General features: G+C 63.3%; 16 protein-coding genes. 7 read left to right on the forward strand and 9 right to left on the reverse strand.

From position 1 onward, the window contains the following. Positions 1 to 25: 25 nt before the first annotated feature. The 8 genes from BRAD285_RS08980 to BRAD285_RS09015 form a co-directional block, all read right to left on the reverse strand. A complete protein-coding gene (locus BRAD285_RS08980; protein ID WP_006608948.1) occupies positions 26 to 1,024 on the reverse strand; it encodes an NAD(P)-dependent oxidoreductase in 999 nt (332 codons plus the stop codon). Positions 1,025 to 1,036: 12 nt separating this feature from the next. Then, positions 1,037 to 1,645, reverse strand: a complete 609-nt coding sequence (locus BRAD285_RS08985) for an SIS domain-containing protein (RefSeq protein WP_006608947.1) — start codon at positions 1,643 to 1,645, stop codon at positions 1,037 to 1,039. Further along, the gene (locus BRAD285_RS08990) at positions 1,642 to 2,580 is read right to left on the reverse strand and encodes an NAD(P)-dependent oxidoreductase (protein ID WP_006608946.1); all 939 of its coding nucleotides are present in this window, start codon (positions 2,578 to 2,580) and stop codon (positions 1,642 to 1,644) included. The genes BRAD285_RS08985 and BRAD285_RS08990 overlap by 4 nt, the downstream gene beginning before the upstream one ends. 108 nt (positions 2,581 to 2,688) lie before the next feature. Continuing rightward, positions 2,689 to 3,411 (reverse strand): nucleotidyltransferase family protein, encoded by a 723-nt coding sequence (locus BRAD285_RS08995; RefSeq protein WP_006608945.1) that lies wholly within the window; start codon positions 3,409 to 3,411, stop codon positions 2,689 to 2,691. A gap of 9 nt (positions 3,412 to 3,420) precedes the next feature. Next, positions 3,421 to 4,899 (reverse strand): PfkB family carbohydrate kinase, encoded by a 1,479-nt coding sequence (locus tag BRAD285_RS09000; RefSeq protein ID WP_371507558.1) that lies wholly within the window; start codon positions 4,897 to 4,899, stop codon positions 3,421 to 3,423. 554 nt (positions 4,900 to 5,453) lie between these two features. Then, entirely contained in the window at positions 5,454 to 6,590 is a 1,137-nt protein-coding gene (locus BRAD285_RS09005) for a hypothetical protein (protein ID WP_035644172.1), read from the reverse strand. A 129-nt stretch (positions 6,591 to 6,719) separates the two neighbouring features. Continuing rightward, on the reverse strand, positions 6,720 to 7,838 hold the full coding sequence (locus BRAD285_RS09010) for a hypothetical protein (RefSeq protein ID WP_006608942.1): 1,119 nt from the start codon (positions 7,836 to 7,838) through the stop codon (positions 6,720 to 6,722). Between the two features lie 73 nt (positions 7,839 to 7,911). Then, positions 7,912 to 9,414 (reverse strand): MBOAT family protein, encoded by a 1,503-nt coding sequence (locus BRAD285_RS09015; protein ID WP_006608941.1) that lies wholly within the window; start codon positions 9,412 to 9,414, stop codon positions 7,912 to 7,914. A gap of 673 nt (positions 9,415 to 10,087) precedes the next feature. Between BRAD285_RS09015 and BRAD285_RS09025 the strand changes: the two genes are divergently transcribed. The 3 genes from BRAD285_RS09025 (at position 10,088) to asnB (ending at position 15,445) form a co-directional block, all read left to right on the forward strand. Then, the gene (locus BRAD285_RS09025) at positions 10,088 to 11,116 is read left to right on the forward strand and encodes a hypothetical protein (protein WP_244563590.1); all 1,029 of its coding nucleotides are present in this window, start codon (positions 10,088 to 10,090) and stop codon (positions 11,114 to 11,116) included. Positions 11,117 to 11,483: 367 nt separating this feature from the next. Continuing rightward, positions 11,484 to 13,439 carry a TIGR04372 family glycosyltransferase gene (locus tag BRAD285_RS09030; RefSeq protein WP_035644166.1) on the forward strand — a complete coding sequence of 652 codons (1,956 nt, stop codon included), beginning with the start codon at positions 11,484 to 11,486 and terminating at the stop codon, positions 13,437 to 13,439. Between the two features lie 35 nt (positions 13,440 to 13,474). Then, the gene (asnB, locus tag BRAD285_RS09035) at positions 13,475 to 15,445 is read left to right on the forward strand and encodes an asparagine synthase (glutamine-hydrolyzing) (protein WP_006608938.1); all 1,971 of its coding nucleotides are present in this window, start codon (positions 13,475 to 13,477) and stop codon (positions 15,443 to 15,445) included. 1 nt (position 15,446) lies between these two features. Here asnB and BRAD285_RS09040 read toward each other — a convergent pair whose 3' ends face one another. After that, positions 15,447 to 16,409 carry a lysylphosphatidylglycerol synthase transmembrane domain-containing protein gene (locus tag BRAD285_RS09040; RefSeq protein WP_006608937.1) on the reverse strand — a complete coding sequence of 321 codons (963 nt, stop codon included), beginning with the start codon at positions 16,407 to 16,409 and terminating at the stop codon, positions 15,447 to 15,449. A 212-nt stretch (positions 16,410 to 16,621) separates the two neighbouring features. On the opposite strand from BRAD285_RS09040, the gene BRAD285_RS09045 reads away from it, so the two are divergent. From BRAD285_RS09045 to BRAD285_RS09060, 4 genes are all read left to right on the forward strand, one after another. Then, positions 16,622 to 17,905: a nucleotide sugar dehydrogenase gene (locus BRAD285_RS09045; protein WP_006608936.1), complete on the forward strand. Its 1,284-nt coding sequence runs from the start codon at positions 16,622 to 16,624 to the stop codon at positions 17,903 to 17,905. Positions 17,906 to 17,915: 10 nt separating this feature from the next. Then, the gene (locus BRAD285_RS09050) at positions 17,916 to 18,932 is read left to right on the forward strand and encodes an NAD-dependent epimerase (RefSeq protein ID WP_006608935.1); all 1,017 of its coding nucleotides are present in this window, start codon (positions 17,916 to 17,918) and stop codon (positions 18,930 to 18,932) included. A gap of 12 nt (positions 18,933 to 18,944) precedes the next feature. Continuing rightward, entirely contained in the window at positions 18,945 to 20,357 is a 1,413-nt protein-coding gene (locus BRAD285_RS09055; RefSeq protein WP_006608934.1) for a mannose-1-phosphate guanylyltransferase/mannose-6-phosphate isomerase, read from the forward strand. A 69-nt stretch (positions 20,358 to 20,426) separates the two neighbouring features. Beyond that, positions 20,427 to 22,649, forward strand: coding sequence for a tetratricopeptide repeat protein (locus BRAD285_RS09060; protein ID WP_006608933.1), 2,223 nt, complete (start codon positions 20,427 to 20,429; stop codon positions 22,647 to 22,649). Positions 22,650 to 22,743 lie beyond the last annotated feature (94 nt).

Here is a 22,743-nt window from a genome sequence, read left to right on the forward strand (position 1 = left end):
CCTCCCGGGGAGGCGCAGGTATAGATCAGGGTTTATGCTCGTATTTGGTCGGCAGCTTGGCCATGACATCCTCGAAGCGTCGCGCCCAGGCGATGACGTCGTCGATCCCCTGTTCCAGCGAGAAGGTGTCGCGCCAGCCGAGCTCGGTGCGCAGCTTGAAGCTGTCGAGCGTGTAGGCGGTGTCCTTGCCGGGGCGCTCCGGTCCGATCTCGACGCAGTCCTCGAAGTTCTTGCCGAGGCGGGCGAGGATCATCTCGACCAGGGTGCGGATCGACACCAGCTCGTAGCCGGAGATGTGATAGGTCTCGCCGAGCTTGCCGCTGCGACCGATCTTCACGGTCGCATCCGACACGTCGGTCATGTGGATGAACACGCGCACCGACTTGCCGCCGCCGTCGAGCCGCAGCTTCTGCCCGGTCATCGCGGCCACGATGGTGCGCGGCACGATGCGGTAGAGCTGCTGGCCCGGGCCGTAGACGTTGGCGGCGCGGGTGAAGACAACGGGGAATTGGTAGTTGGCGAAATAGGTGCGCAGGCTCATATCGCCGGCGGCGCGGGACACCGCATAGGGCGTCGACGGGTTGAAGGCTGCGTCCTCACGCACCCAGCCCTCGGTCGAGCCGTAGACTTCCGGGGTCGTCACGTGGACGTAGCGGTCGAGGCCGTCGTAGTTGCGCAGGATGTCGTGCAGGCGGACCGCGGAGACGACATTGGTCATCATCCAATGGTCCGGATACAGCCAGCTCTCGCCGACCATGCTCTGCGCCGCGAAGTTCACGACATGGGTCGGCCGCTCGGCGGCCAGCAGCGCTTTCAGCGCATCGAGATCGTGATTGAGGTCGACACGCTTGAAGCGCACGGTGCCCGGCCGCTTCTGCCATTTGTAGGGCAGGAACGCGTCATGCGGCTCGTCGGAGCGGCTGGTCGCGATCACGTCGTGACCGGCCGCGGCCAGGAAGTCGACGAAGGTTGCGCCCGAGAAGGAGTTCGAGCCGAGGATCAGGTACTTTTCGTTCGCAGCCATCGTCTCTGTCCGTCAGACCTCGCGCGTCGTGATGATGTCGCCACGCTGGGCGTACAGCCATTGCATGATCATGTGGCCGATGACCATCTGTGCGTCCTCGGCGATCTGCATGTCGTCAACAGCGAAATGGATCGGCACGTCCGCCAGCGCCTTCGCTTTGCCGCCGGTGAAGCCGAGCACGGCATAGCTGGTCATGCCGATCTTCTTGCCCTCTTCGAGCGCCTTCAGGATGTTCGGCGAGTTGCCGGAGCCTGAGAAGGTGATCAGCACGTCGCCCTTGCGCGCGAGCACCGCGAGCTGCAGCGAGAACACCTGGTCGTAGCCTTCGTCATTGGCGAGGCAGGTGATGACCGATGGGTTCGATGACAGCGAATGCACGCGCAGGCCGGAGCCCGGCGTCTTCGACAGCGCGTAGAGGAAGTCGTTGGCGAGGTGGTTGGCGTTGCCGCCGCTGCCGCCATTGCCGCAGAAGAACACCTGCCGTCCGGTCTGCCAGCAGTCGCGCAGATCGTAGGCGAGCTTCTCGACCGGGCTCCAGTCGAAATCCTTCAGCACGGTGCTGAAACGGCTTGTGTAGTCGGCGAACAGGCTGCCGGGGGTCTTGAAGGCCAGGACGTTCATTTCACGACCTCCTTCTCCATCCATTTCAGATTGTACCAGCGGTCATCGTTCTTGAGCTGGCCTTGCGAGTACATGCCGATGATCTCCTTGATCGCGTCCTCCACCGTCTTCTTCGGACGGAAGCCGGTCGCGAGCAGGCGATCGGAATTGACGCGATAGCTGCGCGGATCGTTCGAGGGCGTCACGATGACCTCGGCCGGCACGTGCTTGGTGACCATGTTGGCAATGTCGAGGATCGAGATGTTCTCGAACCCCGCATTATAGACACCGGTGTGCTCGGGATGATCGAGCAGGAAGAGATAGAGATCGGTGATGTCGTCGATATGAATGTTCGGACGCGTCTGGTCGCCGCCGAACACGGTGATGCGGCCGTTCATCAGCGCCTGCATCGTCAGCATGTTGACGGAGACGTCGAGGCGCTGGCGCGGGGAGTAGCCGCAGACGGTGGCGGGGCGCACGATCTGCACCACCATGTCGTCCTTGTAGGATAGCACGATGCGCTCGCCGCACATCTTGGTCTTGTTGTACTCGGAAATCGGCAGCAGCTCGAGATCCTCGGTGACCTGCTCCTCTTCCTTCACGCCGTAGACGCTGCCGGACGAGGCGTAGATGAAGCGCTTGATGCCGTGGCGATAGGCGCGATCAGCGAGCTGCATCGTGGCGAGACAGGAGATCTCCCAGGTCAGCTTCGGATCGAGATCGCCGCAGGGATCATTGGCGACGCTGGAGAGATGGATGATGGCGTCGACGCCCGTCAGGTCGATCGCATCGGGATTGCGCACGTCGCCCTGGACAACCGTGAGATCCGGATGCGGATCGAGGAAGTTGCCGAACCACATGATGTCGAATGCAACGACCTTGTGGCCGGCCTTCAGGAGCTTCGGCACGAGCACGCTGCCCTTGTAGCCGCACGCTCCGGTCACGAATATCTTCATCTGAGCAATCCCCGTGGCTCGCCTGTCGTGTCGCCGGCTGGCGCGTCGCGCGCACCTTTATACAAATTGGCTGGGGAAGGCGACCGGCCCGGCGGCGAAAGCCGCCCGTCAAACGTCCCCGCCACGGCGCGGTTCGTGATTAAACTCCAAATGGGCTCGGCGCAAGCTTTCCGGGTTGCCGATATCCCGATGATAACCGCTGGTTTCAACGCACAAAATGCGTCCGACATAGTTGGGGATGATTTCGGTGGAGAGATCGACGACAGGTTTTCCCAGCGCGGCGATGTCGCTGATGACGGCGGGGTCGAACACGTAGACCGCGCCATTGGCGAGGTTCCCAGGCGGATTCTCGACCTTCTCGTGGAAGGCGATCACCCTGTGCTGAGCATCCAGCTCGAGAATCCCGCACGAGCTCGGATCGTCGGTCCGGAACGCGAGCATCGTCATGATGCAGCCGCCAGGCCGGCCCTGATGGGCGGCGAGCAGCCCTTTCACGTCGAAATCGGTCAAATTGTCTGCATGGGCCACCAGGAACGGCTGATCGCCGAACCAGGCGCGGTTCGCCAGGATCGTGCCGCCGGTGCCGAGCAGTTCATCCTCGTGAACGAGATCGATCCGGTCGCGCCAGCGCGACTGCGCGACGTGAGCCACGACCTGTTCGGCCAGCCAGTGCGTGTTCAGCAGCGCCCGCTCGATGCCGCCCTCGAAGACGAGGTCGAGCCAGTAGTCCAGCAGGGGCCGGTCGTGCACACGCACCAGGCATTTCGGCGTCGTATTGGTCAGCGGACGCAGCCGGCTTCCGATCCCGGCGGCGAGCAGAAGGGCACGCATGACGGCATCCTACTCGTGGCTGAAGCCGGTTTCGTCGATCTCGCGCACGAGCTCTGCCGTCGTCAATGGCAGGTTGCCGACGCGGGAGACTTGAAGGGCCGCGGCCAGCGAGCCGAGATAGGACGCCTGCCAGATGTCGGCCCCCGCACGCAGGCCCATCGAGCAGGCCATGAAGAAGCTGTCGCCCGCTCCCGAGACGTCCTTCGGCGAGGGATTGAATGCGGGCAGGCGGTCGGAGGTGAAGGCGCCCTCGGCCATGGTGTTGATCAGCGCGCCCTCGGCGCCGAGCGTGATCACCAGGTTCTTGGTGCGGGCCCGCTCGACCAGCCGTTCGCTGATGACGGCGAGGCCCGAGGTGAAGTCGTTCAGCGCGACGCGCGCTTCGCGCTCGGTCGGCGTCAGCAGGGTCATGCCCTTGAAGCGGGAGACGTCGCCGGTCTGCGAAGAGACCTGGCTGTCGGCCGCCATCATCACGCCCTGGGAGCGGGCGCGATCGGCGATCGCATCGACCAGATCCTGCGGCAGGCAACCATAGTTGAAGCAGGAGAACAGCAGGAGATCGCAGGTCTTCAAGGCGCGCTCGACCGACGTCAGCATCTGCCGCTGCAGGTCGGCGTCGGAGGCGTGCTGGCGCAGATGGTTGACACGCAGCAGCGTCTTGTTCAGCGCGCGAAAGCGCTGTTTGCGCGTGGTCGGCCGGCTCTGGTCGGTGAAGGCGTTGAAGTTGACGCCGTGCTGCTCCAGCGTGTTGCGGGCGAACCGCGCGGCCTCGTCGTCGCCGACGAGGGTGAAGAACTTCACGTCCGCGCCCAGGCCATGCGCATGCGCCGCCACCGCACCGGCGCCGCCGACGAAGGTGCGGGTCATCAGCGGGGTCACGACGATGGTCGGATCCTCCTGGGACATGCCGACGGCATCGCAGGTGACATATTCGTCGATGATCAGGTCGCCGATCACGGCCACCCGCATGCCGGAGAGCTTGCCGAGCAGATCCTTCAGGTTCGAGATCTCGAAACCGTGGCGCTTGGGAAACTCCAGCGGCTTCCGCACCGTCGAAATGTCGATATTGGCGTCGCGCTCCAGCAGCGACAACGATGCGAAGCGCAGCTCGCCAGACGAGAAGATCAGGCGGCCGCCATAGGCGTCCACGGCGGTCTGCTCGGGGTTGGAGCGGTCCTCGAACTCCTTGCCCTTGACGACCACCGTCGGCTTCAGATGTGAGATGAAATCGGAGGCGGAGCTGTCTAAACGCACGGCATGGTGCACAAACGCAATGGAGCGGACATTCTCGAGCCGCATGTCCTGTGCCAGGGTCACGCCCGGCGTTGAATCCGGGTTGACGCCGACCACGAGCACGTCGGCCTGCTCGGCGGCGAACTTCAAAAGCCGCAGATGTCCAGGATGCACGACGTTGAAGTTGCCCGACACGAATGCAATCGTCTGCCCGGATTCACAGGATGCGCGGATCGCCTGGCAGGCCAGATCCATACGCGCCGTCTCACTCACCTGATCCAAGGAATTCGCCTCCGGCTCGCTCGTGCTGAGGTGCTGCGCGCTGTCAGTGCGCGGGCTGATTGATCGAATCGCAGACGCAGAAGCGCAAGGACGGCTTGTGGCTTCGGCTTCGGAAAACCGGCTTCGACATCTCTAGCTTCAATCGTCGTCGTTGATTTCATTGTGGAAAGTCGATGCATTGTCATGATCGGTGCAGAGGAACGCAATGCTTCCCTGCCTTTCAGATTACCTCTTTATCAGGTGTGCGCAGCAGCACAAACCCTTCTGAGCTGTGCTGCGCGTCCGGAACTTGAATGCTGTGCGTTACTCCGCCGGCGCAGCGCCTCGTCACCATGGGGCTCGACCTGGCGCTGATTGTCCGCCTTCCGGCGGCCGGACGCCCCTCGATGGTGGGGGCCACCTCGACAAACAGGGCGCTGCAAAGTTCATGCGCGCTCTGCTGTCGAGCTCATCGAGACGAAGAGCTTTCAGGAAGGCTTTTCGGCGCGAATGAGCAGTGAGATCGACGCTTCGACTCGCGAGGCGGCTCAGTGATAGAGATCGAACTGCTCGTCCTTCGAGCGCTCGAGGTCAGTCGCGAGGATGTTTCGGTCGATCTTCGGGAAGAACTTGGCGAACTCGGGCCGTGCGAGCAGCGCGAGATAGGTCTTGAGCATGCCTCGTTCCGAGGGATGCGCGGGATCGAAGAAGTTGCCATCGTCCCGAGAGATCTCAGTGCGGCTCATATCGAAGAAGTGGACGCCCATGGCCGAAAAACGCTCGACGGTTGGCTTGCTCCGGAGTTCGCGCCAAAGACCCGAATAGGGCCAGTAGGCTTCATCGGTGTCGAGAAATGCGGCGGCGCTTTCCAGCAATGGATATTGAATGGCAACGACCGTAAAGCCCCGTTCTTGCGCCAGCCGAGACAGTCGCTCGATCTCGCTTATTTGGCGCTCGCTCAGATGAGGAGCTCCCGGAAACGAGGACGTCACATATTGAGCCCCGCGCGCCAAGGTTTCCGCTGCGATGGCCCGATAGGGCGGAGCCACCATGACGGAGCCGTCCTTGCGGAAGCCGAACTTCCCGCGAATCGCTTCTGTTCCGACCAGCCGGTTGTTGTCCACCTGTTCAAACTGGGGCGTCTTCACGGTCGACAGGAATGTATTCGCGTCCATGCCTGTCCGCATGGCGAAGTCGGCCACGTCGTGCAGTTTCCGTCGATGCGAATCGATGCCCTGGTTGAAGTCCATCGTCCGCTGCTTCTGCCAGGCTTCGGCAAGGGCATCGCCGAACAGGAAGTAATCCAGCGCCACGATGACCACGCGCGGCTTGGCTGCTGTCGTCGCGCGGTCGATGAAATCGACCACGTGGGTGAGCGGCCAAGCCGTCAGGCAAGCGTTGTAGGCGACATACGGCCGGAACATCTGCGCGCGGGCCTGGCCGCAGCGCGAACTGCCGACCAGCAACACTTCGGGCTGGACCTGCTTGATGCGCTCGAGCTTGTAGGGCGCATAATCCTTGAATCCGCCGAGCCAGAGCAGCCGGTCATTATCGGATTGTTCTGCCGCGATAATAGACAGCGGAACGGTCGCCCCCAGACGCCATCCGACCCCCTCGAGGACGGCGAGCAGAGGCACGAAAACGGCGGCAAATAGCGCTAGTAAAATCGCAACATACCGCGTCAAGGCTTCATACCCACTCGATGGTATCTTCAAGCTTCTGGATGCAACGAGCCCGGCCAGCAACTCGTGTCGTCCTGCTTGTGGTACACTCCGTGGCAGCCGATAGGCAAGCTTGCCGAAAAACAGGCACGGTCAGTGGCCCGCAAGATAGATGCCGGCGGGGTCGATGCTCGGAAACTGCGCCCGGAAATCCGGCGCGCTCAGCAGATGCAGCATCACCCTCGCAGCGCCGGCTTCGGCCAGATGATAGGCGTCGACGAAGCTGGAACTCTCGTCGGCCATCGGCAGTCGCGCCAGATCAAACAATGGAATTCCGAGGCCTCGCAGCCAGCTTCTGGTCTCATCGGACGCGAACTCCCGCCACGCGCCAAATCCGACAGGTCCGTCCTGCTCACGATCGAGAAGTTCGACACCGGCGCGAATGAACGGCAACTGAACGCCGAAGAGTGTGATCCCGCGCGATCTTGCGAGCTCTGCAAGCCGCGCAATCGGCTGCTTCAGCCTGGATGACAGGCCGGGCGCGCGGGGCAGAGTCTGTGCGAGCGTCTCAGCATTCATGAAGCGCGAGCGGGCGTCGGAAACGTGACCTGCCGAGTAGACATAGGAGCCGTCGCTACGGAACCCTTCCTGGTGGGCGATGGATTGGGTGCCCACAAAAGCGCTTGGAGCACGCAGATAGTCGCGGAACGTGTCAGGGTGGCGTGTGGCGGTCCGCGCGAAGTCAAGAAGACTCGCGCTCAGGTATTTGAAGGAATGATCGTAGTGCATCCGTCGGGTCGTCGCGAACCATTCTTCCCACCGATCAGCGAAGAGAAAATGATCCAGCGAAAGGATCGCAACGCGGGGACGCAGCCGTTGGGTGGCGCGGTCGAACAGGTCGGCCAACTGCGACGTGGTCCAGGCCGTAAACGAGAGATTGTAGAAGCGGTAGGGTGCAAATAGCGACGCGCGAAAAGTGCCGGCGCGCGAGCTGCTGAGCCAAACGATTTCGGGATGCTCCTGCTCAAGCCTCGCCAGCTTGTACGCTGCATTGTAGCGCAAATCGAAAGGCAGCACGATCTGGTCAGGATTGTCCCGCTGCGACCCAGCGAGATCTTCCAGCCGCGCCGCCGCGCCGAACGGGCGCGCCAACTGAAAAAGCCCAACCGGCAGCAGGTAGCCGGCAAGGGCAGACGTCGCCAGCACGGTTGTGACGTAGCGCCGTGTCAAATTCGTCGGCCGCGACGATTTTTGGCGACAGCTGCTGATCATTCATAGGGCTGACGTTGTACCATTTCGTATCGAGACCAGTGCAGCTTGCTCGCTGCACATCGATTGCGGTCGATCAGAACTGGAAATACAGGAACTGGGACGTGTCACCGGCAATGATGTTCATGAGCACGGCAGCAACAAGTGCCACCGACGTGCCAATCGCCCAGGTGAGGGACGGTCGCCATTTGAAACCCAGAACACTCCACGGACGCGGATTGTGATAGGTCTCCAGTCCAACCTTCCAGTTTTCGAACATGGCGTTGACGTTGGGCAGGACGAGGCACGCGCCGTAGCCCACGAAAATCGCGATCATCAATCTCGAATCGACCAGATTGGTGATCGTGATCTTCTCCGGCGAGGACAGCCCGATCATGCCCTTGATAAGCCGGACGGCCGCGTTCGGATTGTCGGCGCGGAAGAACACCCAGGCGAGAACGACGGCCGACTGCGTCAAGAACAACGCTGCGGCAGCGTACCAGACGGTTCCGGTGTAGCGGGCCAGCCCCGGCCGCTTTTCGACGAACTTGCCCCAGCGATGGTTCACGATCAGGAACAGTCCGTGCAGGGCGCCCCAGATCATGAATGTGAAGCCGGCGCCGTGCCACAGCCCGCCGAGCAGCATCGTTGTGAACAGGTTGGCGTTTCGCCGATGCTCGCCATGGCGGTTGCCGCCGAGGGGGATGTAGAGATAGTCGCGCAGGAACCGCGACAGCGAAATGTGCCAGCGCCGCCAGAATTCGACGATGCTTTGCGATTTATAGGGGGAATCGAAGTTGAACGGCAGCTTGATTCCGAACATGATCGAAATGCCGATCGCCATGTCCGAGTAGCCGGAGAAGTCGAAATAGATCTGGAGCGAATAGGCCAGCGCGCCCCCCCAGGCATCGATGAGATGAAGATGGCTGGAATTGGCCGCCTGGAACACGGGATTTGCCACCATCCCGAAGCCGTCGGCGATGAACGATTTCTTGAACAAGCCGATGGTCAGAATGGTGAGGCCGATCGCTACGTTCTCGATCGATATTTTTCGACTATCCTCCGAGCCAAACTGCGGCATCATCTCGCGGTGATGAAGGATGGGGCCGGCGACCAGATGCGGAAAATAGGTGACGAACAGCCCGTATTTGACGAAGCTGCGTTCGCTGGAATAGCCGCCGTAGACGTCGGCGAGATAGGCGATCTGCGTGAATGTAAAGAACGAGATGCCGAGCGGCAGCACGATCGCCAGCGCAGGATATTTCGATGCGGTCAGCGCATTGAGGATCTGAATGCCAAAATTTGTGTACTTGTAGAACGCCAGCGCGGCGAGATTGAGCGTGATTGCGGCTGCGAATAACCCGCTTCGCGCCTTGCCGCTCTGGCCGGCGATCAGCAGTCCCATCGTGTAATTGAAGACGATGGAGACGAGAATGATCGGAACGAAGTGAATGTCCCAATAGCCGTAGAAGGTGAGCGAGGCCGCGGCAAGCCAGCTCAAGCGGGCCGCCGGTGAGGCTACGAACCGCGCCAACAGGAAGTATCCGGCGAAGGTCACCGGCAGGAACAAGAACAGAAACTCAAATTGCGTGAAGAGCATAAAAAAGTTTCTTGATGTTGCCCCGGGTCAGTTTGCTTTACCAACGATTGCGCGGCGTGCCAAGTTGGGCAGTGCGGCGTTTATCCTGATTTTCAGGGGATGTTTCCGCCGTACAAGACGGATACCGCAATCCAGGAGCCCTCGATTGGGCGGCTTAGCGGAGGCTTTTCTGCTCGGAATTCTTCTGCTATGGCAGATTGGGGACGAGCGACCGAACTCGCGAAAGCCCGTCGCGCACCCGCTGATGCAGTCTCTCCAGAATTCGATGCGCGGCTCACCCCATGCACATTCCCGATAGGAGCCATGGACGTGATCTGGTCCGTTCTCTCTGGCTGCATCTGTTAATTGCTTCTTCGAGTGGGGTCACTACCCTCATAGATGCCGGGAACGGCGCGACCGGCTTCAGCGATGATTCGTGAGATGTTTTCCAGAGGGCTCTTCGTCGAGCACGGGGCCGGCGACGGCGTATCTCGCCAACAAGCCGTTATTCCCGATGAGATAGCGCGTAGCGACGCGAGCCGCAGTGCAAGGGGGCGGACGTCCTCTTTCGTTGCTGGCATACTCCCCGGCGACGGCTCGAGCGAACGCCAATCAGCGATGACAATCGACCCGTCAATGCAGACTCTCAAGTGAGATCTATGTCATGTCGACAATGGCCAGGCCGGCGCAGCTGATGTCTGAATCGGTCATCTTCAAACGTTACGTTGCCCTGGTCGTGACCTTTGGTCTAGCGGTTGTCTTGGCTTTGTCGTTCTGCCTGTCGCTGCTTTCGCGGGACGGTTGGAAATTCGGTGATGCCCTCATGCAGATCCCACGTCAGGGAAACTCTAGCTGGTATCGCGATTTCGGCGGCCGCAACATCCCGCAGATTCAGGATCAGGACATCTTCTACAGCAATCTCGGGGGGACGATCGACGCAGCCAGACAGGCTGACATCGTCTTTCTGGGGCCATCCTTCGTCAGCTACGCTCTTGATCGACAGACTCTCCAGGAGTCGCCGGCAACTGCCGGATTAAACATCTTCAACATGGCTTTCGTCGGCATACGGGGAGGGGAGTTTTCCCGGCGTGTCATCAAGCGCTGGAGCGTCCGTCCTCGCCTCTGGGTGATCAACGCCGACGATCAGTTCGTCCATTTCTTCAGTCATGATCTGAATGTCACGCTCGGGCCGGAGAAGCAGCTGATCGCTGCTGCCCAGCGCAATAGGCTCCGCGGTTATCTCACAGTCCTGGGGCGAAATCTGCACTGGCGCATCGAGGACGCGATCGCTGCTTACCGCACCGGTCAGTTCTCGCCCTCGGGTCTCTACCGCCATATAGCCAATGGAGACATGGGTTTGGATGCCAATCCGGGTTATGTTGCTTTGGGCAACAGGCCCATGTTATCGGCCCGCGATCCCGACTGCCACACGAACCAGGCGGTGATCGATTATGCGAAGACCTTTGTTGGTGAGGTTGGAGGCGAAGTCGTGCTCACGCTGGTCCCGCATAGCCAGTCTTGTGTCCAGCAGGCGGCAGAACTCGCAAGGGCGCTCAATGTCGAGTTGATCGCGCCCCCATTTGACGGCCTGACGACCATCGACGGTGGCGGACATCTTGACCAGCAAGGCGCGAAGAAATTTACGAGCCATCTTGTCCGCGAGATCGTTAATACCTCTGCCTTCAAGCGAGCATTCGAGGCTGGCCCAGGCGAGAGCAAATGATGTCATATTCGTCGAAACCCGAACGACGGAATGGTTCACGGTTACTCGGAACCGCTCTGTCTATGTGAGGTGTCCTGAGTTAATTTGCTGGCGTGGTCCGCTGGTATTCATATCCATGTTCGGCTTGGCTTGTTTGTAACACCTCTGTTATAGCTCAGAGCGATCGGATGGGTTCAACCTGGGCTGGCATCTGCGAGGGCTATTTGCGTAGTCGAGCAACAGTCGCTCGGCGCCGGGGAACGCCAGCCGCTCTGGGAGGCGATCTCGGAACGCCCGTCGCGGGCGACTTGCAATGTCGGTCGCCTCGGCGCTGCCTTGAGCCGAATGTGGGGAGTCGGGGAGCCCAGGGTGTGTGGAACTTGGTGGCATGAATCTGCAGAGGCAAAGGTCGTTACGCTTTGGTCGGCGGCGTTTGATTTATTTGGCCTTCGTCGTCGTTGGAGCGTTTCTGAATCTGCTGCCGCGGCGCCTGGTGTTTCTTGCCCTGGTGGTCTCCAGTGCCATGAGGCTTCCCGGCCAGCGGCGGCTCTGTCAGGCGTATTTTCCGTACGTCACCTCGCACCTTGCTGCACAGCCTGAGTTTCGTTTCTCGAGCGCTCTCAGTCGACATTTCCCTGACGCTTCGATCCGGGTCTTGTGCGGAATCGGCGCCTATTGCGAGGTGGTCGAGAACGTCGGCAGATCCACTTTGGAGACAAAGCCCGCCGATGTCCGATATGCGCTCGTTCGATCGCGATTTGAACTGGGCGAGTTTGCAGAAGCGCGTGATGCGGCAGCAGGAGCGAAGGCAGAAGAGCTGGAAGGGTTGGTCGACCTCGCTTTTTACAAGGCGATGGTCGACGTGATTGGTGGGGATGAGGCTGGGGCACTCGATGCCACGTTCTGGGCCTGCCGTGGCAGTTTGCATTTCTTCCGGCCTCACCAGAATATTGCGGCCCGGCATCTACCTCGATACGTCCCGAACACCCTCGATGTCCTCTGTGGCACGCCCGGAAGGCTATTCGATTTGTGCAACTTCGCCGGACAGCGCGTAACGCATGTCGGCCGCGGCGAGATCGGAGTTCGGCTGTATCAGCGAGCGTTGGATGCGCAGCAGGAGCTTGGGACGTCACTGCCTGAGGTTTCTCATGAGTTGAGGAATCTACTCGACGGGCTCGGCGTGTCCTTGAATGTGTTGCGGCTCATTCCGGAGGAATGGGTGACGCAGATCGGCCATCTGGGAATGCTCGATATCCTGTTTCGCATGCGTGAGCTGGGCTGGTGGTCGGGCGAAGCCGTGATCGTTGTCCGCCCCGGATTGATTGCCAACGACATTTTCTTCAAGCTCTTTGAAGGTCTCGCCAAGGTTGTGGTGATCGGCGAGACGGTGACGGAGCGGCTGGGCGAAGAATTACTGTCGTTGCAGCGCTGGTGCGGGATGAATTTCAATGCATTCCGGCTGCCTGACGGCAAGGTCGTCCCCTGGCAGGATGCGGGGGCTATGGCGATCGATCAATGGGAGCGCGAAGGCAGGGGGCACCCGCTATGCGTCGCGTATGATCGGACATCGACGGCCGCAGCCGCGCGTTTCGAGCAGTTGCGCTCCACCTTCGGCATGAAGCGGGACGACTGGTATGTCTGCCTGCATACGCGCGACGCAGCGCATTATTTCGAATTCATGGGGACCGGCCAGACTCATCGCAATGCGCCGATCGAGACGTTGCTGGATGCGATTCGCCTGATCACGTCCCGCGGCGGCTGGGTGATCAAGCTCGGCGGGCCGAACTCGCCGAAATTGCCGCCGATGGAGCGCACCATCGACTATGCGCTGAGCGAATTCAGGTCCGATCTGATGGACATCCATTTGATCCGCCATGCCCGCGCATTCATCGGGACGACATCCGGACTGACGAATGTCGCGGTCAGCTTTGGCATCCCCTGTGCGATCGTCAATGCGATCACGACCGACGCCCAATTGTGGAACAAGAATGTCCGCTTCGCTCTCAAGCCGGTGCGGCTCGCCGGGGGAACCATGCTGACGCAGCGCCAGCTGACCAGCACGCCTTGGCGCTGGCGGGTGTTCGATGCCGCCGTGCTCGGTCGCAGCGGCGCGCGGCCGGAGAACAATTCGGCAGAGGATATCCTGCACACGGTGGATGAGGTGCTCGCGATCGCCGATGGCCGGACGGCCGAGTTCGATGCCGCTCACGATGCGGAGAGAGTTCTCTCGCTGTGGAGACGGGCGCTCTCATTGCCGTATTATTACGGGACGAGCCGGCCGAGCCTCGGCTTTCTCGCGCGGCATGAGAGGGAATTTCTCCTGGAAGCGGCGAGCGAGGGCTGAGCGATGCGGCGTCACGCAGCATCTGGGGGCGCATCATGTGCGGCATAGCCGGTCTGCTGAGACCTGGGGGAGCCGATGAGAGCGGTTTATCGGGCACCGCCGCGCGGATGACCGCGGCGCTGGCGCATCGTGGCCCGGATGCGTCGGGGATCTGGACGCGTGCTGATGCCGGGATTGCTTTTGGCCAGCGCCGTCTTGCGATTCTCGATCTTTCCGAAGCAGGCGCGCAGCCGATGCACAGCGCCTGCGGCCGCTACACGATCACGTTCAACGGCGAGATCTACAATCATCTCGACATTCGCGCCGAGCTCGAGGTCGCTGGTGCTGCGCCGAACTGGCGGGGCCATTCCGATACGGAAACGCTGCTGGCCGCGATCAGGCAATGGAGCGTCGCACCAGCGCTGCAGCGCTTGATCGGAATGTTCGCCTTCGCGCTGTGGGATGCCGAAACCCGGCAGTTGATCCTGGCGCGCGACCGCTTCGGCGAGAAGCCGCTGTTCTACGGCTGGAGCGGGGCCGACCTGGTGTTCGGCTCCGAGCTGAAGGCGCTCGCGGCCCATCCGGACTGGGCGCCGTCGCTCGATCGCGCCGCGCTCACCGCGTTCATGCGCTATTCCTATGTGCCCGCGCCCGCGACGATCTGGAGCGGCGTCCGCAAGCTGCCGCAGGCCTCGTTCGTGAGCTTCGCCGCCGACGCGGCGCCTGGAAGCGCGCCTGCGCCGCAGGCGTATTGGTCGCTGCGCAACCGTGTCGTCGAGGCGCAGAGCCACCGCATCGGCAATGAGACGGAGGCGATCGCCCGCCTGGAACAGCTGCTGTCGGTGGCCGTGAAACGGCAGTGCCTGTCGGACGTGCCGCTCGGCGCGTTCCTCTCCGGTGGCGTCGATTCCTCGACCATCGTAGCCCTAATGCAGGCGCAGACGAGCCAGCCGGTGCGGACGTTCAGCATCGGCTTTTCCGAGGGCGGCTACAACGAGGCTGAGGATGCGCGCCGGGTCGCGCAGCATCTCGGCACCGATCATACCGAGCTCTATGTCGATGCGCGGACGGCAATGGATGTCATTCCAAAGCTGCCCCGCATCTACGACGAGCCATTCGCGGACTCCTCGCAGATCCCCACGCATCTGGTGGCGCAGCTGGCGCGCCGGCACGTCACCGTCGCGCTGTCGGGCGACGCCGGTGACGAGTTGTTCGGCGGCTACAACCGCCATGTCTGGGGTGGCGCGCTGCAGGCGCGGCTCGGTCGCGTGCCGATGCCGCTGCGCCGGGCTGTCGGTGCCGTGCTCGGTGTGATCGCGCCAGAGCCAGCGGATACGATCCTCAAGCTGCTGCAGCCGGTGCTGCCGGCCCGATTGAAGGTGCGTCATGCCGGAGACCAGGTCGCCAAGCTCGGCCACATTCTCGCGGTCGATGGCTTTGATGGCCTGTATCGCACCCTGTGCTCGATCGACCAGGATCCGCTTCGCACGGTGATCGGCGGCGAGGAGCGGGCGAGTTGGGCCGGCGGGGAGATGCAGCAATTGCGCACGCAGCTCGATCCGCTCGATCGCATGACGCTGGCAGATTCGCTCAGCTATCTCAGCGACGATATCCTGCAGAAGGTCGATCGAGCCGCGATGGCGGTGGCGCTGGAGACGCGCGTGCCTTTCCTCGACAAGGACGTCGTCGAGTTCTCGGCCACCGTTCCCGCCCACATGAAGGTGCGTGATGGTCGCGGCAAATGGCTGGTGCGGCAGGTGCTGTATCGCCATGTGCCCGCCGAGATGATCGACCGGCCGAAGACCGGCTTCAGTGTTCCGCTTGATGCGTGGTTGCGCGGGCCGCTGAAAGCCTGGGCCGCGGACCTGTTGTCGCCGGCGAGACTGAAGCGGCAGGGCCTGTTCGATTCGGCGCGGGTCAGCCGCATGTTCGACGAGCATCTGAGCCGTCGCCACAATCATTCCTATTGGCTGTGGAACGTGCTGATGGCCCAGGCCTGGCACGACGAATGGGCAGGAGCCCGATAGCTCAGTCCTCGACCGTCGCCGGAACGGTCATGTCGCCCTTGCCCTTCTCGGCGCTGAGGATCCAGACCATGCCACCCATGCCGCCGACGATGAAATACACGGCGCCGAACAGGATGGAGACCACGGTGCCGTCGGCCGGCGCCAGCCCGGCATAGCCAAACGCGACCATCATCGTCGCCTCGCGCAGGCCCCAGCCGGCGATCGAGATCGGCAGCATCGTGATGAGCATGATCGGCGGCGTCAGCAGGAACAGTTGCTCGAAGGCAGCCGGGGCCGCGATCGAGCGCACGGCGCACCAGGCGATCACGACGGCGAGCACGTGGATCGAGAGCGACAGCACTGCGATCTTGGCAGCGGTGGCGCGGCCGAAGATCACTTTGTTCGCAATCACGGAGCACGCGTAGACGTGGCGCGTCGGCCACCAGGCCTTCATCCATCTGGCCGGCAGATAGCCCATCACGAGAAAGCCGACGCCTGCCGCCAGCGCGGCCATATCGACCAGCACCAGCGCGAGCCGGCCGTGCTCGTCGGCGATCATGCCGTAGCTCCACGGCAGGCTCGCCACGATGATCAGCGCCAGCGCAATGAAGCCGACGGCCCGGTCGGTGAGGATCGAATAGCTCGCCGCGCGCCAGCCGGCGCCGGTGCGGCCGATCAGCCATAGCCGGACTGCGTCGCCGCCGATCGAGGAGGGCAGGGTCTGGTTGAAGAACGCGCCGATCATGTTGTAGCGGAACGCCCTGAGATCGGTCAGCGGTGCGCCGCACAGCGCGGAAATCTCGCGCCAGCGCAGCGCGCCGATGAAGATCTGCAGCAGCGTGATGACAACCGCCAGCGCGATCCAGGCGATGTTGATCTGGCTGAGCCGCTCGCGGATGGCCGCAAAGTTGATCCCGCGCAGCGCCAGATACAGCAAAGCGAGCGACACCACGATTCGGAGGAGGAGAATCAAAAACGCACGCATGCGAGGGTCGGCTTCGCTCTTGGTTGAGGGGTCCCAAACTTGAGAGGTCCCAAGCCGAGTGCGAGACGCGCAACTCCCCGTCCTGGCAGGACCGGACCTCGGACGGGTCCCGGCCGACGCGACGGCCGACCCCTTGCGGTCCTGATGCCCCGGTGGCTAAACAGTCGCAGGGGTGGCGTCAATGGCCTCCGAAACGACCGGAATATCAATTTATGTCTCATGGCCGGAAGATTGCGGTAATAGGCCTTGGTTACGTCGGCCTGCCGGTCGCTGCAGCGTTTGCGCGCGCGGGCTGTCCGGTCATCGGATTCGACATCGATGCCGGCAGGGTGGCCGAGCTCCGGGAGGGGCGCGACCGCACCTGTGAGGTCGATGCGGCCGATCTCCGGCGCCCGGGGCTGCACTTTACCAGCGATCCGGGCGAGATGGCCGCCGCGGACTTCTTCATCGTCACTGTCCCGACGCCGATCGACAGCGCGCGCCGGCCCGATCTCAGCGCCATGCTGGCCGCCACGCGCACGGTCGGCACGGTGCTGAAGCGCGGCGACATCGTGGTCTATGAGTCCACCGTCTATCCCGGCGCCGTCGAGGAAGACTGCGTTCCGTTGCTGGAAAGCTGCTCCAGGCTGGCGGCCGGCGCCGATTTCAACGTCGGCTATTCGCCGGAGCGCATCAATCCCGGCGACAAGACGCATCGCTTCGAGACCATCACCAAGGTGGTGTCGGCGCAGAATCCGGCAACGCTGCAGGTCGTGGCCGATGTCTACGGCTCGGTGGTCACGGCCGGCATCCATCGCGCGCCGTCGATCAAGGTCGCCGAAGCCGCCAAGGTGATCGAGAACACCCAGCGCGATCTCAACATCGCCTTCATGAACGAGCTGTCGCTGATCTTCCAGGCGCTCGCCATCGACACCGGCGACGTGCTCGCGGCGGCCGCCACCAAGTGGAACTTCCTGCCGTTCACGCCGGGCCTCGTCGGCGGCCACTGCATCGGCGTCGATCCTTATTACCTCACCTATCGCGCCGAGAAGGCCGGCTATCACCCCGAGGTGATCCTGGCGGGCCGTCGCATCAATGACGAGATGGGCCGGCGCATCGCGCGCGAATGCATCCGCGGGCTGTTGAAGCGGAGGGGACGCAGCGGCGTCGTCACCATCCTCGGCATGACCTTCAAGGAGAACGTACCGGACATCCGCAATTCCAGGGTGATCGACATCATCAACGAATTGCAGTCGTTCGGCATCGAGGTGCAGGTCGCCGATCCCCTGGCGGATGCCGCGGCCGTGCACGAGGAGTACGGCATCGGTCTAACGGCACTGGAGGCGCTGCGTCCGGCTGACGCCGTCGTGCTCGCTGTCTCTCACGATCAGTTCCTCGCCGGCGGCTGGCCTCTCGTTCAAGGGCTGCTGCGCGAGCAGAGCGGTCTCGTGCTCGACGTGAAGATGAAGCTCGACCGCGCGAGCAAACCCGGCGCCATCGAGCTGTGGCGGCCCTGACGGAGCGACCATGGCAAACGATCCTATCCTCGTGACCGGCGTGGCCGGGTTCATCGGCTTCCACCTGACGCAGCGGCTGCTCGCTGAAGGACGCCAGGTGATCGGCATCGACAACATCAACGCCTACTACGATCCGAAGCTGAAGGAGGCGCGGCTCGAGATCCTGAAGACGCAGCCCGGTTTCACCTTTCACAAGCTCGACCTGGTCGATCGCGCGGGCATCAAAGCGCTGTTTGCTCAGCATCGCTTCCCGGTCGCGGTGCATCTCGCTGCCCAGGCCGGCGTGCGCTATTCGCTGGAAAATCCGCACGCTTACGTCGATGCCAATCTCGAAGGCTTCATCAACGTGCTCGAGGGCTGCCGTCATCACGGCTGCGGGCATCTGTTGTTCGCCTCGTCATCCTCCGTCTACGGCGCCAACACCAAGCTGCCTTTCTCGGTCAAGGACAACGTCGACCATCCGATCAGCCTCTATGCCGCCAGCAAGAAGGCCAATGAGCTGATGGCGCATTCCTACAGCCATCTGTACCGGCTGCCGGCGACGGGCCTGCGCTTCTTCACCGTCTATGGCCCGTGGGGACGGCCCGACATGGCGATGTTCATCTTCGCCAAGGCCATCCTCGCCGGGCAGCCCGTCCGGCTGTTCAATCACGGCCGGATGCGGCGCGATTTTACCTATGTCGACGACATCGTGCAGGCGATCGTGCGTTTGATCGGCCGTCCGCCACAAGGAAACCCGGATTGGGACGGAAACAAGCCGGATCCCTCGAGCAGCCGGGCGCCCTGGCGGATTTACAATATCGGCAACAATCACCCCGAACAGCTGATGGACGTGATAGCGCTGCTGGAGAAGGAGTTCGGGCGGCCGGCGATCAAGGAGATGTTGCCGATGCAGCCCGGAGACGTCGAGGCGACCTATGCCGATGTCAGCGATCTCGAGCGCGACATCGGCTTCCGGCCGGCCACCTCGATCGCCGACGGCATTGAACGTTTTGCGAAATGGTACCGCGAGTATCACGGAATTTGACGGGTTGATTTCATGACCGGACGCATCATTCCTCTCATCATGTGCGGCGGCGCCGGGACCCGGCTGTGGCCGGCGTCGCGGGAAGTCCGGCCCAAGCAGTTCCTGCCGTTGTTCGGCACCCGTTCGACCTTCCAGGACACGCTGCTGCGTGTCTCCGACGCCGACCTGTTCGCGCGGCCGATCATCATCACCAATGCCGCCTACCGCTTCATGGTGCTGGAGCAACTGGCCGAGATCGGCATCGAGGCCGACGTGCTGCTCGAGCCGATGCGCCGCGACTCCGGTCCGGCGATCGCCGCCGGTGCCGCCTTTGCGCAGTCGCGCGACCCGGAGGCGGTCGTGCTGGCGCTGGCCGCCGACCACGTCGTGCGCGACACCGCGGCCTTCCTGGCGGCGTGCCGCGCCGGGCTTGCGGCCGCAGAGGCTGGCCGCATCGTCACCTTCGGCGTCAATCCGGAGCGTGCGGCGACCGAGTATGGCTATATCAGCCCGGGCGCGCCGGTATCCGGAGAGGTGCGGGCGGTCGCGAAATTCGTCGAGAAGCCGGATCAGTCGACCGCCGAGCGCTACATCCGCGAGGGCTATCTCTGGAACAGCGGTAACTTCATGTTCCGCGCCTCGGTGCTGCTCGATGAGTACCGCAAGTACGATACCGGCAGCGTGCAGACGGTGACCGACGCGGTCGCCAAGGCCGGCCGCGACCTCAGCTTCATCATCCTGGATGCCGGCGCCTTCGGCGCCGCCAAGCCGATCTCGATCGACTATGCGGTCATGGAGAAGACCGAGCGGGCCGCTGTGGCCCCGGTCTCCTGCGGCTGGTCCGATGTCGGCTCCTGGCATGCTGTCTGGGAGCTGTCCGACAAGGACGGGCAGGGCAATGCCGCGCGCGGTACCGCCGTGTTCGAGGATTCCCGCAACTGCAACGTCGTCACCGACAAGGCGCTGGTCGCGCTGGAGGGCGTCGATGATCTCGTGGTCGTCGCGGCGCAGGACGCCGTCCTGGTGTCCCGCCAGCGCGATGCCAACGGCTTGAAGCGGCTGGTCGCCAAGCTCAAGACGGTCGCGCCGGAAGTGACCGAGGCCCACATCAAGGTGCATCGCCCCTGGGGCAGCTATCAGTCGGTCGACAATGGCGAGCGCCATCAGGTAAAGCGCATCATCGTCAAGCCCGGCCAGCGGCTGTCGCTGCAGAAGCACTATCATCGCTCCGAGCACTGGATCGTGGTGCGCGGCGCCGCGCGGGTCACCGTGAATGAGACGGTGAAGACCGTGCATGAGAACGAATCGATCTACATCCCGATGGGCGCGGTTCACCGGCTGGAGAACCCCGGCAAGATCCTTCTGGAGCTGATCGAGGTCCAGACCGGCTCCTATCTCGGTGAGGACGACATCATTCGCATCGAGGACGATTACCGCCGCGAGTAGGGCGGCACTCTCCCCGCGAATCACGCGAGCCGTGCTAGATAGCCCCGGACGTCCGCCGGAGAGCTGTCCTTGTCGAGCACGATCGGATCGCGCGCGTTCCAGAATGCGCGCCTGCAGAAGAAGAACCGCAAGCAGGCCGACGGCATGCTGCCGAAGGCCGTCGAGGCCTATCGGGCCGGCCGGCATGCGGACGCCCAGGCGATCTGCGGACAGGTGCTGACCCTCGTGCCCGATCATTTCGAGGCCTTGCACCTGCTCGGCGCCTCCGCGCTCGACAGCGGCCGGTTCGATCTCGCCGAGCAGGCGCTGACGCGCGCCATTGCCGTCGAGCCGCGCAATGCCGAAGCCCTCGCCAATCTCGGCCTCGTGCTGGCCAGCTTGAAGCGCTACGAGGAAGCCCGCGCCGCGCAGGAGCGCGCCGTCGCGCTGAAGCCGACCTTTGCCACCGCATGGACCGGCCTCGGCAATACGCTGATGAACATGCAGTTGTTCGAGCAGGCGGTCGCGGCGCATGACCGGGCCATCGCCATCAAGCCCGACTATGCCGACGCCTATTGCAACCGGGGCATGGCGCTGCTGCTGATGCAGCGGAACGAGGAGGCCCGCCAGAGCTTCGATCGCGCGCTGGGGCTTTCGCCGCGCCACATGCAGGCGACGTTCGGCAAGGGGCTCGTCAGCATCAATCTGCGGCATTTCGATCAGGCGCTCGCGGCCTTCAATGCTGCGCTCGCCATCAAGCCGGGGGCGGCGGCCGTTATCGCGCAGCGTGGCCGGCTCTTCATCCAGATGGCCCGGTTCGACGCGGCGGAGGCCGATTTCGAGGCCGCGCTGGCCACCGATCCGCGGCTCGAAGCCGCTCTGCTCGGCAAGGCGCATGTCGGCGTGCTCACCGACCGGATCGCGCCGGCGATGCTGGCCTGCAAGCGCGTGCTGGAGACCAATCCGTCGTCGGAAGTCGCGCTGCTCTGGCTGGGCGCCTGCTTCGCCCGGCAGGGCGACACCGCCGCCGCGATCCAGCATTTCGAACGCGCGCTCGAGATCAAGCCGGATTTCGAGGACGCCATTCTGAAGAAGATCTTCGCGCTCGACTTTTATCCGGGGGCCGACGTTGCCGCGCACCAGGCGGTCCGGCGCGAGTGGTGGGACCGGATCGGCGTGCACATCCCGCGGTGCGAGCTCACCGGCATCGACCGCGACCCGGAGCGCCGGATCACGGTCGGCTACGTGTCGTCCGATTTCCGCAGCCATTCGGCGGCCCTGACGTTCCTGCCGGTGCTGCGCCATCACGATCACCAGGCGTTCAAGGTGATCTGCTACTCGGGCTCGCCGCTGGTCGATGCCGTGACCGAGCAGTGCAAGGCCGCCTCCGACGGCTGGGTCGATGCCTGGCAATTGTCGGACGAGGAGCTGGTCGCGCGCATCCGGTCGGATCAGGTCGACATTCTGGTCGACCTCTCCGGGCATTCGGCCGGCAACCGCCTCACCTTGTTCGCGCGCAAGCCCGCGCCGATCCAGGTCACGGCGTGGGGCAATGCGACCGGCACCGGCCTGCCGACCATCGACTACTTCTTCGCCGATCCGGTCACGGTGCCCCAGGCCGTCCGGCCGCTGTTCGCGGAAGAGGTGTACGACCTTCCGGCCCTGATCACGACGGACCCGCTGCCGGATGCGCAGCCGACGCCGTTGCCGATGCTCCATAATCGCTACGTCACCTTTGGTGTCTTCAACCGCGTCGACAAGATCTCCGATCAGGTGCTCGGCGTATGGGCCGCCTTGCTGCGGGCGCTGCCCGATGCGCGCATCGTGGTGAAGAACGGTGCGCTCGACGACAGCTTCTTGCGCGACGGGCTGATCGCGCGGTTCGCGGCCCATGGCATCGCGGAGCATCGGCTCACCTGTCTCGGCTCGTCGATGCGGCATGAGCACATCGCAGCCTTCGCCCAGATCGACATCTCGCTCGATCCGTTCCCGCAGAACGGCGGCGTGAGCACCTGGGAGTCGCTGCAGGCGGGCGTGCCCGTCGTCGCCAAGCTCGGCAACAGCTCGGCTTCGCGCGCCGGCGGCGCCATCGTCAAGGCGGTCGGTCTCGACGACTGGGTGGCCGAGGACGACGACGGCTACATCGCGATCGCCCTGAAGCACGCCGCCAACCCCGCTGCCTTGGCGCAACTGAGGGCCGAGCTGTCGGCCCGCGTAGCGAGCTCCCCGGCCGGCAATGTCGTGACCTACACGCGGAAGGTCGAGGAAGGCTACTGCACGTTCTGGCGGCGCTATTGCGCGGCTGGGGCTTGAGCCTGGCCGACCACTTGTCCCGCGAATCGAGCGCCGTGTGCTAGCCTCGTGCGCGGTCGTTGTGAGCGGCTCGTCCTCCGGCCGGCTTGTTTGT

This window comes from Bradyrhizobium sp. ORS 285 (genome assembly GCF_900176205.1).
Classification (GTDB): domain Bacteria; phylum Pseudomonadota; class Alphaproteobacteria; order Rhizobiales; family Xanthobacteraceae; genus Bradyrhizobium.